We start from the raw sequence: 12,427 nt of genomic DNA, 5'->3' as shown, positions 1-12,427 counted from the left end.
GCAATTAGAATACCACAATACCCGGGAATATTTTAAAGGTTGAGATAATTCATGAGATGGTCATAATTATTACGAAGTTCATTCTCGTACTGCTCCTCGCCAAAATAATAGCGAACCTGGTATTCATAACGCTGGAAGGTTGAAACGATATCTGAAAGCTCGAACTTATTGATTTTCAACGTAACATATAGAACACCAAGGTTGTTATCAAAATAGGTATTGAGCTGTGTGATCTGTGCGTCATTGGTTTCGACCAGCTTGTAAATTTCGGAAAAGGCAAAATTTCTCTTTTCCATTTCAAGTACAATTATGCCCCCGGGCTCGTCCGCACCAATCATATGGCCGGTGAATTTTAGCAGATCGGTAGCAATGATTCCACCTACCCACTGAAGGTCAGGTTCAACAACCGGCACAATGCCAAGCCCATACTCGTTGGCCATTTGCACGGCCTCAGTAAAATGGCCCCCTGGATTCACCTTTAGCTTGGAAATATTACCTGAAAGGGTTTCGAGCAAAAGATTGTCATCTGAATTAAGCAGGTCAGTTTCTGAAACCAGACCCATGTATTTCTCCTGTTCCACAACAGGTAGGTGTACTACATTGCAGTCGTCCATCAGCTGGATGGCACGATACACGGGGTCTTTTGGGGAAAGCACCGGCAGGGACGATGATATCAGGTCCTTATTTATCACTCCTGGAATTTATGTATAGACGACAATTAGCTGGCAACCGCTGCGGGCTGGCTAAGTTTCTTAAGAAATTTATGAAGAATTTCATTGAATTCGCCCGGAACTTCCATCATTGGCGCATGACCACACTTGTCAATGAAGTGCAATTCACTGTTCGGGATCAACCGGTTGAATTCACGCCCAACGAAGGGTGGAGTAATGGTATCATTATTTCCCCATACCAATAGGGTTGGCTGTTTAATTTGATTCAATTCTTCACCGAGATTGTTTCGGATAGCGCTTTTAGCCAGGGCAATTATTTTAATTACCTTCATCCGGCTATTGACGATATCATAAACTTCATCCACCAGCTCCTTTGTGGCCATGGCGGGATCGTAAAAAGTGAGTTCAGTTTTTTTGCGGATATATTCGTAATCCCCTCTTTTTGGATAGGTATCTCCCATCCCATTCTCGAAAAGGCCGGAACTACCGGTTAGGATCAGGCTCTTTATTCGCTCTGGGTGTTTAAGCACATGAACCAGGGCAACATGGCCACCGAGGGAGTTTCCGAGTAAATGTACATTCTTAAGATCACGTGCTTCGAGGTATTTGTGAACAAATTTTTCGAGACCCCCTACTGATGTATGTAATATGTCAAGTTCAAACAATGGAAGGATCGGCACCACAACCTTGTAATGATTGCGGAAGTATTCTATCAGGTCCTTGAAATTGCTCAGTGCCCCGAAAAGCCCATGTAATAACACAAGGGGTTCACCATTTCCTTCCTCAATATACCTGAACTTATCCAGCTGTTTGATCTCGTATTCCATCTGTATCTAAAAATAAGACTTCCAATGAATTGCTAAAATAGGCCATTTGCGGCAAAAACAAATTGCTGCTTATGCGCAAACCTACCATCCTATATTGTTTGCTGAGGTTTAATTTCTGTTGAAAGTTTCTCAAAAAATAAGGTGAGATCAGTAAAAACATCTTTGAAAAAGGGGATTGCCTCACCAATCCATTCCATTGCAGTTGAGCCCCATGGGGCAATTATGGGATAGGTATTTGATTTCTCCATTGCCTCATCGCTCAGGATGTCCGTTTTATCGAGATAGAATAAGACGATGCTCCATATAAGCAGGTAAATAATTGCAAAAAAGATTATCCCTCCTGCCTTATTCAACCAACCCAGAAATGCCCATTCAACCGATTTTTCCAGAAGTCTGCCAATTGCATTAACCAACAGCACAACAATAACAAATACTGCAAAAAATGCTAATACCGGCAACCATTTTGCCGACACATTTAGGGAGTCGCCCAACCATTCGGCTGTTATAGCGGAAAGTTTAAGCGCAGCTGCCAATCCCACCATAAATGCAGCCAATGAAAACACCGCCACAAGCAGTCCTCTCGAGATCCCTTTAAATACGGCCAGTAAAAGGATTATAAGCGTAATGATATCAATTATCATAAGCTTTAGTTAAGCCAGAAGGCTTCGAACCATATTATTGATGGCTTTACCATCTGCGAGTCCTGCCAGTTTTTTTGAGGCCACGCCCATCACTTTCCCCAGGTCCGCAATGGAGCTGGCTCCGGTTTCAGCAATGATTGCCTGCAGTACGGTCTTGAGTTCAGCTTCGTCCAGTTGCTTAGGGAGAAATCTCTCAATAATAGCAATCTCCTCTTCTTCTTTCTGGGCAAGGTCGGAACGATTTTGTTGCTGAAATATCTCAAGAGAATCTCTTCGCTGTTTCACCATTTTCTGAAGAAGTTTGGCTTCACCTTCGGCAGTAACCTGTCCGCCCGCACCGGGTTCAGTTTTAGCTTTGATGATTTCCGCCTTTATGGCTCTTAATCCGCGTAAGGCTGCCTCATTCTTTGATTTCATGGCATCCTTCATTTCTGCCATAATTTTTTCTTCTAACGACATATGGGTTAATTCTTATTTCTTAAATCTTACATTTTACCTCTTACATCTTACCTTCCTAGACTGCATTTTCCTTCATTTGCTGGTCGCGGAATTTCTGGTAGAAATCCTTAGCAAAGTCTTTCAGCTCTTTTACCATTTCTTCATTTTGGGTAGCACGCTGGTAGGTATCGGCCATGGTAATGAGGGTCTGGTAAAAAAAATCAGCCATCTCATCAACCATCATTTCTTTGGTCCAGAGATCGATACGCATTGCGGTCTTTTCAGCTCCATCCCAGAAGGCAAGCATCATGGCTTTTGCTTTCTGTGCCTCTTCTACGGTACTTCCACTGGCATTCCAGCTGATACTGGAAGGAACTTTATCTGCATCAAGTGTCACGTCTATTTTAATGGTTGATTCTTGCATAAAGGGTGTTGTTAAATTGGCGAAATTAGCCATATTCAGCCACAAAAATTCCGTACCACGCTGGCATAGGCCATGAATGTATTATGCCGGTTTAGTTGAATGATCCGTTCCCTTCCCTTAGCTATTAGGCTGTTGCGAAGTTGTTCATCCTTATAGATCATCATTAATGAATGAGCTTGTTGTTGAAGGTCGCCAGGTGATGAGAGCAATGCAGCCCCGGAAACAAGTTCATTCATTGCAGGAATATCGGACCCTAAAACGGGCACTCCAGCGTTAAAGGCCCATTCTATTGGATAACCATTTCCCTTAGCCAACTCCCTTCCATTCGGCTCCAGAGGCCATAATAATGCATATGCAGCCGACACAAGTTCCTGCAATTCTGAACTCTCGAGATCAGGATAAACAGAAACATCTGTGCGGTATTTATAGGTTAGAAGAAGTTTCTCTAGTGTTGGAGTATATTTTGTGGCTGCACCCGCCAGAACCAGGGGCATACCCGTCATTAGCCATTTCTTTAGCAAGGAGTAGGCTCGTAAAAGTTCAATAAGCTCATGTTCTTCAGACAGTTCCCCTGCAAATAAAAAATAATCTCGTCCACCAGAATAACGAAGTTTAACCTGTTCCTGCTGCGACCAGCCTAGGGGTTCAATAGGTTCCTGAAAGGCAGGATAGATAACTTCAATTTTATTGGTCAGAGAGGGATACCGTTCTGAGATAGCATTCTTATCTGCATTTGATGGAACTACAATCACATTTGCTGCCGAAAAGCCGGGAACAGAATCTACCTTCTGAAATAAACCGGAAAAAACTGATCCTTTTGAACCCCGGGAAAGCAGTGTTAAAGCTGAGCTGATCAATAATGTATTGCCTGTGCCGGGGGGTGGTAACGATTCCGGATCAAAACTGATGAAAAGACCTGGGCGATGTTTTGACAACCAGGCTCTGAGTAGTTGCTGCCTCGATTGGGCAGATCCCAGAAGGGAGGGCTTCGCAGGAACCAGACTTACCAGTTCCAGCGGGTTCTCAGGCTCCAGGGCCAATCCCGCCTGCTGGGTAAGTGCAATATGCCTGAAGCCGGGTAAAAGTCCCGTCAATTCCGGGATAGCCTCCAGCCAGGTGGAAGCCTGGATTGAAGCCGGTTCCTCCAGCAAGGGGTCAATATGGTAGACAATACTTTGCACTTTATTATTTTTGGGCCACTGCAAATTGGTGCTTTTTCCTGAATGGCAACGCTTACATTTGCAATAAGCAAATAGTTTGAATGGAATATAATACTACGAGAAATTTCCTCGTGATGCGCGAGTACGGCAGGCATATCCAGAAGATGGTGGAGTATCTCCAAACCATCGAAGATCCTGAAAAGCGCCAAAAGAATGCGATGGCTTGTATAGAACTGATGGGTTTCCTGAACCCTCATTTAAAGAACGTGGAGGATTTCAGGCATAAACTCTGGGATCATCTTTTTCTTATCGCTGATTTCAAACTGGAAGTGGAATCTCCCTATCCCATTCCAACCAGAGAAACCCTCAAGGCCAAGCCAAAGCCTTTGAAATATCCAAAAGGCTACCCACGCTATTCACATATAGGTAAGAATATTGAAGTGGTGATCCATAAAGCCCTTAAAGAAGAGAGCCCGGAGAAAAGGCAGGGGTTTGCCAATGCAATTGCATATTATATGAAACTTGCCTACAGCAACTGGCATAAGGAAATTGTTCATGATGATGCAATTCAGAGCGAACTAAGTTCAATTACCGGCGGACAACTTGAATTCACCAATACACCACATGTAAAAGCTTTCCGTCCAAATGAAGTACAACGCGACTTCCGGGGTGGCGGCGGCGGTGGTAAACGACCCCAGCAAAAATTCCAGCCCCGTGGTGGTGGGCAACCCCGTGGAGACCAACGTGGCGGCGATAACCGCGATGGCGGTGGTGGACGGGATAATCGCGGTGGTGGTGGTGATAACCGCGGCAATGGCGGAAGGCCCGGTGGTAATAAGTTCAAGAAGAGATTCAAATGAATAGTTTCGAAGTAACTGGTGGTAAAAAGCTAAGTGGCACCATCATTCCGCAGGGAGCAAAGAACGAAGCACTGCAAATCATAAGTGCTGTATTGCTTACCCCAGAAGCGGTTACCATCCGTAATATCCCCGATATTCTTGATGTTAACCTGTTAATAGAGTTACTGCAGGATATGGGTGTTACGGTTGACCGACCAGAAAGGCATACTGCTACATTTAGGGCCAACAATGTAAATATCGACTACCTGCACAGTGAGGCTTTCCGCAGCAAAAGCGGGCGTTTACGCGGCTCCGTTATGTTCGCCGGACCAATGCTGGCGCGTTTCAAAAAAGCATTTATTCCAAAACCAGGTGGCGATAAGATCGGCCGCCGGAGGCTGGATACACATATTGTTGGTTTTGAGAAATTAGGCGCCCGATTCATCTATCATCCCGAAGATGGTTTTTTTCATCTTGATGCTTCCAATTTACAAGGATGTTATATGATGCTGGATGAACCTTCAGTTACCGGCACTGCCAATATAGTTATGGCAGCGGTTATGGCTAAGGGTGAGACAACAATTTATAATGCTGCCTGCGAACCTTATCTTCAACAGCTTTGCAGGATGCTCAATAGAATGGGCGCTAAAATCTCCGGCATAGGCAGTAACCTGCTTGTTATTGAAGGTGTTGATGAATTAGGCGGAACTGAACACCGAATGTTGCCGGATATGATTGAGGTAGGCTCTTTTATAGGCCTGGCAGCTATGACCAAAAGTGATATCCGCATCAAGGGCGCCGGCATAGAACATCTGGGTGTTATCCCAGAAAAATTCAGGCAACTTGGGATAGCAATGTCTTTTGAGGGAGATGATATTCTGATACCCGCACAAGACCTTTATGAAATCCAGACCTTCCTCGATGGGTCAGTGCTTACAGTTTACGACCACCCCTGGCCGGGCTTTACTCCTGACCTTATAAGTATCGTTTTAGTGGTTGCAACACAGGCCAAAGGATCGGTACTTATCCATCAGAAAATGTTTGAAAGCCGCCTCTTCTTTGTTGATAAACTAATTGATATGGGGGCTCAGATCATACTCTGCGATCCGCATCGTGCTGCAGTAATTGGCCTGGCACGTGAACAACAACTGCGAGGAATAACCATGAGCAGTCCAGACATCAGGGCTGGGGTGGCTCTATTAATTGCCGCATTGAGTGCAGAAGGCAAAAGTATAATCCAGAATATTGAACAAATCGATCGGGGATACCAATATATTGACCAAAGGCTTACCGCGCTTGGTGCCGAAATAAAACGCGTTTAAGGATGCAGCAATCCGAAAAGATCATTATCATCACTGCTCCTTCCGGGGCAGGAAAGACATCGATTACCCGTTACCTCCTACAAAAATATCCGAAATTGGCCTTTTCCATTTCTGCTGCTACCCGATCGCCAAGGGGAAAAGAAGAAAATGGTAAAGATTATTATTTCATGAGCGTAGAGAAATTCCGTAACCATATACAACAGAATGATTTTGTTGAATGGGAAATGGTTTATGAAGGCAAATATTATGGTACGCTCAAAAAAGAACTTAATCGCATCTGGGAAAAGGGCCAGACACCTATGCTGGATATTGACGTGAAGGGTGCCATTCATGTTCAACAACAATATCCTGATCAAACACTCTCCTTATTTATCGAACCTCCATCTGTAGACGAATTGCGTAAGCGCTTGTTTGGCAGAGGTACTGAAACGGATGAAAGCCTGCAGGCAAGAATAAATAAAGCTGCCTACGAAATTTCTTTCAAACATCATTTCGATCATATCATTGTAAATGATAATCTCGAGAAAGCATGTGCAGAGGCTGAACAACTTATCCTCAAATTCCTGGCAAGGGGATAAGGCCCCAAGGGGTGGAAAGAAACTATTCTTATATTCGTAACAAGTATGATCAACCTGAATTCTCTTGGACTCATTATTTTCTTCCTCTTACTGGTGGGATTTTTTGCCGGTATTGAGGCCGCTTTTGGAAGCATAAACAGGCTTTCGGTTGAACTTCGCAAAAAGCAGGGACGTACAGGAGGCATACTGATCGGGCAGTGGATGGAAAGACCATCAAGTTTAATTGGGGTGGTGCTTATAGGGTTCAACCTTTTCCTGGTTATATATGGTTTAATGATCGGTGAATTTCTACAACCCCTCTGGATGATCCTGGAGCAGAAAATTCCGGTGGCATATGCCAATATCATCCACCTTTTCTTTGAAACACTTACTGCAACAGCCATATTCCTGATTTTGGGAGAATTTTTACCGCGTGCTATCTGGAGAGCCCGCAATGAATGGATACTAAGCAGTGCTGTTGCCACCTTTATGAATCTTTTCTACCAGGTGCTGCAACCCATTTCCGAAATGTTTGTGATCATAGCCGAATGGATCCTTAAATATCTTTTTAATATCAGGTTGAATGAGCGAAAAGAAGCCTTTGTACGGGCTGACCTGGAAGGATTTTACCAGCAGAATAATATCGAGAAAGAAGGAGAGCAGGAAAGAAATACTGATCTTTTTGAAAACGCTCTTTCTTTGCCAACAGTTAAAGTACGGCAATGTCTTATTCCAAGAAAAGAGATCGAAGGCGTTGAAGTGAATACATCAATAGATAAAGTGCGTCAAAAATTTATCGAAACCAAATTAAGCAAACTGGCAGTCTATGAAGGGAATATAGATCACATTATCGGTTACCTGCACCAGTTAGATATGTTTAAAAGTCCGGATGATGTGCAATCCATTCTCCTACCCATACCCGCAGTTCCTGAAAGTATGAATGCTACTGACCTGATAAATAAATTTACCCGCGAAAGAAAAAGTATGGCCTGGGTTGTAGATGAATTTGGAGGCACTTCCGGAATCATCACTATGGAAGACCTGCTTGAGGAGATCTTTGGTGAGATCCATGACGAGCATGATACAGAAGAATTTGAAGAGAAAAAATTATCAGATAAAGAATTCATTTTCAGCGGAAGACTGGAACTTGATTACCTGCACGAGAAATACGATCTTTTATTTGATCAGGATGACTCTGAGACTCTATCCGGATATATCATCACCCATCATGAAACCATTCCTAAAGTGAAAGAGCGAATCATAGTAGATGACTATGAATTTGAAATTCTGGTAGTTAGCGATACCAGGATAGAAATGGTGAAATTGAAAGTGCTCAAATAAAAAACAGGCACGCAAGCTAATCAAGTTTATACACCCTTGGCCTTGCTTTTTTTTCTTCCACTTTATACAGTGCCTTAGTAACGAAATGGCCAATGGCGGCGCCTACGTATACATCACTTGACCAATGCCTGTTATCATATAATCGCGATACCGCTGTTAATGTTGCTATTGTATACACCAATGGTGGCACCCATTTAGTTTCCCTGAATTCCATTGCCAATGCAGTAGCCACAGTAAATACTGTATTGCTGTGACCAGAGGGGAAAGACGTATACTCACGCCCCCCCTCGAAAGGTGAATTTGCATCGAAGGGATCCTCAGTGAACCGCGGCCGGCGTCGCCTCACAACCTGCTTTGTGGCGGTATAGAATATGGTAGAAAAGACAAGCGATTTTGCGGTCATAAGGGATGCATGCTCCATTTTACGATTCTTGGTGAGTACACCTGCTAGATACATCGATCCAATAATGAAAGGGGGATATTTGTTACCGAATGGTTCTACAACACCTGCAACATTATTTGAGAATTCAGTTCGGTTGGCATTCATTAATTTATAAATTTTTTTATCGGATAAAAGCAATCCGCCAGCTCCAGCCACCACCAATGCAGTGTTACGCCAGTTTTTAGCAGTAAAATAAACTGGCGAAACGGCTACCTTAGGTAGATCAGTAAAATAGGAAATCAGGTATGTTTTATTGATTCGATAGAGTGAAGGGGCAAGCATAGCCGTATCTGCAAACGCGATGGCATCGGTCTGGGCTTGTAGGGGGGCGGAAATCAACCATAAAAAAAACAGCGCAACAAAAGGGCGCAACTTGCCAAACATTAAAGAAAGATAACAAAATAATCAACGCTTATCCAGAAGCCGATTGCCGGTCAGTAAAGAATACCAGCCGGCAATTTTTATAAGATTATTCAACCTCTGTATATTTTAGCCCGCTTGCATTTCGGCAATTTTTTCACGAATCTTCTTTTCGATTTCAGCCTGTAATTCAGGATTATCGCGCAGGAGTTGCTTTACAGCTTCCCGGCCCTGCCCCAGTTTGTCAGAATTATAGCTGAACCATGATCCACTCTTTTGTACAATGCCCAGATCAACGCCCATATCTATTATTTCACCAACTTTAGAAATGCCTTCACCAAAAATGATATCAAATTCAGCGGCACGGAAAGGAGGAGCAACTTTATTCTTAACCACCTTCACCTTTACACGGTTACCTACAGCTTCATCACCGTCCTTAATTTGACTCATCCGGCGGATATCGAGGCGAACAGAGGCATAAAACTTAAGGGCATTACCCCCTGTAGTTGTTTCGGGGTTGCCGAACATAACGCCGATCTTTTCCCTAAGCTGGTTTATAAAAATACAAATGGTATTGGTCTTATTGATGGTGGCGGTAAGTTTACGGAGTGCCTGGCTCATGAGACGAGCCTGCAGACCCATTTTACTATCCCCCATTTCTCCCTCCAGTTCACCTTTTGGAACCAGAGCGGCCACGGAGTCAATTACTACAACGTCGAGTGCTCCGGAAAGAATCAGCCTGTCTGCAATTTCAAGCGCCTGTTCACCATAATCGGGTTGTGAGATCAGCAGATTATCTACATCCACACCCAGCTTCTGTGCATATGCACTGTCAAACGCATGTTCTGCATCAATAATAGCGCACATCCCGCCTTTCTTCTGGGCTTCGGCAATAGCATGGATCGCGATAGTTGTTTTACCAGATGATTCCGGACCGTATACTTCAACAATACGTCCACGGGGGAAACCACCTATGCCTAAAGCTACATCAAGACCAAGTGACCCCGTGGATACCACTTCATGGGGTTCGGTACTTCTCTCATTCATCATCATTACTGATCCCTTTCCAAAATCCTTATCGATTTTATCCATCGTCAGTTTAAGCGCCTTCAGTTTTTCTGCATTTGACATATTGCTCATGGTTTTTAGTAGTTATGGGGCCAAATTTATTGGCATTCAAAGATAGAAAGAAAATAATTGCGTCACTAATTTATTTAGCATTTTTTCACTAAATATTTTATCGTTTAAACACCCTTGACGTTTTATGTTTTTTTTCACATTAGCCCCAAATTCAGGGGTATGACCCTTAGGTATGAATTGTATCTTTGAAAAAATTAGACACATGAGAACTTTAGCCACCGCTTTGCTTGCCATAGCATTATCAACCGGCGCTATGGCCCAATCGCCTGCCCCGGCAGCCAAGGGTGTCACCTATGGTATTGGATCTACAGCTGAAGGAGCCATCCCGGTGAATGAACTTTCGGCTAAAATGATCGGAGATAGTTATACAGGAAAAATTACGGGTAAAGTTGCTGAAGTATGCCAGGAAAAAGGCTGCTGGATGAAGATTGAGCGTGAAAATGGTGAGCAGCTGATGGTGAAGTTTAAGGATTATGGTTTTTTTATGCCAACTGATATTGTAGGAAAGGAAGTTGTATTGGATGGTGAGGCAGTTGTGAAGGAAGTTTCAGTAAAGCAGCAGAAGCATTATGCTAAGGATGCCGGAAAATCCAAAGAGGAGATCGAAAAAATAAAGGCCTCTAAAAAAGAGACCCAATTTATAGCCAAGGGCGTACTGGTCCTCTAATGCCAGGCAATCTATTCTGGAACGCCTATTGGAAACTGGGGGGATGGAAAGTTCGTGGCAGCTGGCCACATCATTTAACTCGGGCAATTATTATTGTGGGACCACATACCAGTGGATGGGATGTAGTTGCCGGAATGGCAACAAGAGCTATAGTTCCTATCCCTCATGCCCATTATCTTGGAAAGAAAGAATTGTTTGAAGGCCCATTCGGGTGGTTTTTCCGGATGACAGGTGGTGTTCCCGTGGATCGTTTCAGCAAAAACAATATGGTAGAACAAGTAGTGGAGCTATTCCGGGAAAGGAAAGATTTTGTACTGGCGTTATCACCTGAAGGTACCAGAAAGAAAGTGGAGCGCCTCCGAACCGGGTTCTGGCATATCGCCAAACTTGCCGATGTACCAATAATAATGGCTGGCATGGATTTTTCTAAAAAAGAGCTGATACTCTCACCACCCTTTATGCCCGGAGATCGGCCTGAAGATGATCTTCCATCAATAATAAGCTTCTTCGCACCTATCAAAGGCAAGAATCCCGAGCTGGGGATGGGCGGATTGTCTGCGGATATTAAATCTGACTCATAAATAGGTGACAATCAGGCATAGAACTTGAGAACTATGCGTTAATTTTGTTCTGTAATCATTTAAAACAATAACCAAATGAAAGTTTCTTACTTAGTAGTTGCAGCTTTCACAACACTATCAATGGTGTCTTGTGTAAGTTCCAAAAAATTCAAGGCCGAACAGGCACGTTATGCAGATCTTAACGGAAGGTATACCCAATTGCAAACTGACCTGAAAGGTTGCGAAGATGCTAAAGCGGAAGAAGCACGTAAAAGGGCTGGACTGGAAACAGAAATCGCCGGACTTAACAAGCAGATCGATTACCTGAAAGAGAATAACACTACAGCTCTGAAACAACTCCAGGACATGTCAGTTATCAGTTCTTCACAGGCAGAAAGCATCAAGAAGTCAATGGAAAACCTGGGAATGAAAGACGCCTATATCCAGGATCTTCAGTCACAAATGGCCAAAAAGGACTCTCTTAACATGGCCCTTGTCATGAACCTGAAAGGTGCAATTGGAAACCTTGATGACGAAGACATTAATATTAAGGTGGATAAAGGAGTTGTGTATGTGGATATTTCTGATAAGCTTCTTTTTACAACTGGAAGCTATGCCATCACAACCCGTGCTAAACAAGTACTTGGCAAAGTTGCCACTGTACTTAAGAACCAGCCTAATATTGAATTCATGGTTGAAGGTCATACCGACAACGCTGAACTTAAGCGTAATATCGGACCGATGAAAGACAACTGGGATCTCAGCGTGATGCGCGCAACCAGCGTTGTTCGTCTTCTGCAGAAGCAGTATGGTCTTGACCCGGCTAAAATGTCTGCCGCTGGTCGTGGTGAATTCCATCCAGTTGCATCAAATGCAACCGCAGAAGGTAAAGCTGCCAACCGTCGTACTCGTATCGTGATACTGCCACAGTTGGATCAGTTCTTCCAGTTACTGGAACGCAAACAACAATAAGTTTTCTATTTTTGGTCTGAGGTCTGAAACATGCCGTGTTAATTACCGCATGCTTCAGGCCTCAAA

15 protein-coding genes are annotated in these 12,427 nt (G+C 43.6%); 7 read left to right on the top strand and 8 right to left on the bottom strand.

Going from position 1 to position 12,427, the window contains the following annotated elements:
• Window positions 1–32 precede the first annotated feature (32 nt).
• The 6 genes from HY58_RS00770 to HY58_RS00745 all read right to left on the bottom strand — a co-directional run bounded on the left by HY58_RS00770 (window position 33) and on the right by HY58_RS00745 (window position 4,182).
• Entirely contained in the window at window positions 33–692 is a 660-nt protein-coding gene (locus HY58_RS00770; RefSeq protein ID WP_039126321.1) for a CBS domain-containing protein, read from the bottom strand.
• 26 nt (window positions 693–718) lie between these two features.
• Entirely contained in the window at window positions 719–1,498 is a 780-nt protein-coding gene (locus HY58_RS00765) for an alpha/beta fold hydrolase (RefSeq protein ID WP_039126319.1), read from the bottom strand.
• Between the two features lie 89 nt (window positions 1,499–1,587).
• Window positions 1,588–2,139, bottom strand: coding sequence for a CvpA family protein (locus HY58_RS00760; protein ID WP_039126316.1), 552 nt, complete (start codon window positions 2,137–2,139; stop codon window positions 1,588–1,590).
• Window positions 2,140–2,148: 9 nt separating this feature from the next.
• A complete protein-coding gene (locus tag HY58_RS00755; RefSeq protein ID WP_039126313.1) occupies window positions 2,149–2,598 on the bottom strand; it encodes a GatB/YqeY domain-containing protein in 450 nt (149 codons plus the stop codon).
• Window positions 2,599–2,653: 55 nt separating this feature from the next.
• Window positions 2,654–3,001: a gliding motility protein GldC gene (gene gldC / locus HY58_RS00750; RefSeq protein WP_039127698.1), complete on the bottom strand. Its 348-nt coding sequence runs from the start codon at window positions 2,999–3,001 to the stop codon at window positions 2,654–2,656.
• Window positions 3,002–3,036: 35 nt separating this feature from the next.
• Window positions 3,037–4,182 (bottom strand): glycosyltransferase, encoded by a 1,146-nt coding sequence (locus HY58_RS00745; RefSeq protein WP_039126310.1) that lies wholly within the window; start codon window positions 4,180–4,182, stop codon window positions 3,037–3,039.
• An 80-nt stretch (window positions 4,183–4,262) separates the two neighbouring features.
• Here HY58_RS00745 and HY58_RS00740 point away from each other — a divergent pair, with 80 nt between their 5' ends.
• Genes HY58_RS00740 through HY58_RS00725 form a run of 4 tightly spaced genes read left to right on the top strand, consistent with a single transcriptional unit; the run spans window position 4,263 to window position 8,220 of the window.
• On the top strand, window positions 4,263–5,021 hold the full coding sequence (locus tag HY58_RS00740; RefSeq protein ID WP_039126307.1) for a DUF4290 domain-containing protein: 759 nt from the start codon (window positions 4,263–4,265) through the stop codon (window positions 5,019–5,021).
• Window positions 5,018–6,322 (top strand): UDP-N-acetylglucosamine 1-carboxyvinyltransferase, encoded by a 1,305-nt coding sequence (gene murA, locus HY58_RS00735; protein WP_039126303.1) that lies wholly within the window; start codon window positions 5,018–5,020, stop codon window positions 6,320–6,322. The genes HY58_RS00740 and murA overlap by 4 nt, the downstream gene beginning before the upstream one ends.
• A 2-nt stretch (window positions 6,323–6,324) precedes the next feature.
• The gene (gmk, locus tag HY58_RS00730; RefSeq protein ID WP_039126300.1) at window positions 6,325–6,900 is read left to right on the top strand and encodes a guanylate kinase; all 576 of its coding nucleotides are present in this window, start codon (window positions 6,325–6,327) and stop codon (window positions 6,898–6,900) included.
• A gap of 45 nt (window positions 6,901–6,945) precedes the next feature.
• Window positions 6,946–8,220: a hemolysin family protein gene (locus tag HY58_RS00725; protein WP_039126297.1), complete on the top strand. Its 1,275-nt coding sequence runs from the start codon at window positions 6,946–6,948 to the stop codon at window positions 8,218–8,220.
• Window positions 8,221–8,236: 16 nt separating this feature from the next.
• On the opposite strand, the gene HY58_RS00720 is transcribed toward HY58_RS00725, so the two are convergent.
• Both HY58_RS00720 and recA read right to left on the bottom strand, forming a co-directional pair.
• The gene (locus HY58_RS00720) at window positions 8,237–9,046 is read right to left on the bottom strand and encodes a phosphatase PAP2 family protein (protein ID WP_052323720.1); all 810 of its coding nucleotides are present in this window, start codon (window positions 9,044–9,046) and stop codon (window positions 8,237–8,239) included.
• A gap of 105 nt (window positions 9,047–9,151) precedes the next feature.
• Window positions 9,152–10,153 (bottom strand): recombinase RecA, encoded by a 1,002-nt coding sequence (gene recA, locus HY58_RS00715; RefSeq protein ID WP_039127692.1) that lies wholly within the window; start codon window positions 10,151–10,153, stop codon window positions 9,152–9,154.
• 211 nt (window positions 10,154–10,364) lie between these two features.
• Here recA and HY58_RS00710 point away from each other — a divergent pair, with 211 nt between their 5' ends.
• From HY58_RS00710 to HY58_RS00700, 3 genes are all read left to right on the top strand, one after another.
• The gene (locus HY58_RS00710) at window positions 10,365–10,829 is read left to right on the top strand and encodes a DUF4920 domain-containing protein (protein ID WP_052323719.1); all 465 of its coding nucleotides are present in this window, start codon (window positions 10,365–10,367) and stop codon (window positions 10,827–10,829) included.
• Window positions 10,829–11,410, top strand: coding sequence for a 1-acyl-sn-glycerol-3-phosphate acyltransferase (locus HY58_RS00705; RefSeq protein WP_052323718.1), 582 nt, complete (start codon window positions 10,829–10,831; stop codon window positions 11,408–11,410). Before HY58_RS00710 ends, HY58_RS00705 begins: the two co-directional genes overlap by 1 nt.
• A 75-nt stretch (window positions 11,411–11,485) precedes the next feature.
• Window positions 11,486–12,361, top strand: coding sequence for an OmpA family protein (locus HY58_RS00700; RefSeq protein ID WP_039126291.1), 876 nt, complete (start codon window positions 11,486–11,488; stop codon window positions 12,359–12,361).
• Window positions 12,362–12,427 lie beyond the last annotated feature (66 nt).

It is taken from the genome of Flavihumibacter sp. ZG627, assembly GCF_000814325.1.
GTDB lineage: Bacteria > Bacteroidota > Bacteroidia > Chitinophagales > Chitinophagaceae > Flavihumibacter.
Note: the sequence above shows the minus strand (reverse complement) of the source record. Positions and strands in the feature narration are given on the sequence as shown.